The sequence below is a fragment of the Duganella kummerowiae genome, assembly GCF_053572355.1.
The window spans coordinates 1-790 of record NZ_JBKFEH010000046.1 but is presented as its reverse complement, the minus strand read 5'-3'; the positions used below and the strand labels follow the sequence as shown (position 1 = coordinate 790).

Genomic DNA, 790 nt, shown 5'->3' with positions numbered 1-790 from the left:
GCAGCAGGACGCGCTGCTGGAACAACAGAACCGCCTGCAGGAGCTGGCACGCGCCAAAGGTGCGCTGGAGCGTGAACTTGGCACACTCAAGCACACGCTCGCTTCGTCGGACTACCGCGGCGCCAACTCGGAGACCGCGCTGGAAGGAGAAATGCAAGCGCTGGACCAGCAAATGGCCGAATACCAGGCGCGCCGGAGCGCAGTGGTTACCGCGCCCAGCGACGGCAAGGTCACTGCGGTCTTGCTGGAGCCAGGCCAGCGCGTGGAGACGGCACAGCCTTTGCTATCCATCCTACCGGCCGGCTCAGCGCTAACCGCGCAATTGCTTATACCGAGCCGCGCAGTGGGTTTCGTCCGCCGGGAACAGCCGGTTTCGCTACGCTATGACGCCTTTCCTTACCAACGCTTCGGCAGTTATTCAGGACGCGTGGTGCAGGTGGATCGTACGATACTGACACGCGATCTGCCGGGCATGCCGCTGCGTATCAATGAACCGGTGTACCGCGCGACCGTGCTGCTGGGGAGCCAGCATGTGAGCGCCTACGGTGCGCCCGTCGCGCTCCAAGCCGGCATGCTGCTGAGCGCTGACATTGCCGTGGACCGGCGATCACTGCTGGAATGGCTGCTGGATCCGCTCTACTCGCTGCGCAAGGGCTAATATGGAGCGTCTTTTTCATTGGGGCGGTGGGCGGCATCTCCCGCTCATCCTGCAGGATGAAGCTGCCGAATGCGGCCTGGCCTGCCTCGCGATGATTGCAAGCTACCACGGCCACGAGCTGGACATGAATAG

Annotated in this window: 2 protein-coding genes; both read left to right on the top strand. The window is 63.3% G+C overall.

The genetic code is table 11. From position 1 onward, the window contains the following. The coding region (locus ACLB1G_RS27955; RefSeq protein WP_491630544.1) for a beta-barrel domain-containing protein at positions 1-658 on the top strand (658 nt) is incomplete at its 5' end. 1 nt (position 659) lies between these two features. Next, the coding region (locus ACLB1G_RS27950) for a cysteine peptidase family C39 domain-containing protein (RefSeq protein ID WP_491630545.1) at positions 660-790 on the top strand (131 nt) is incomplete at its 3' end.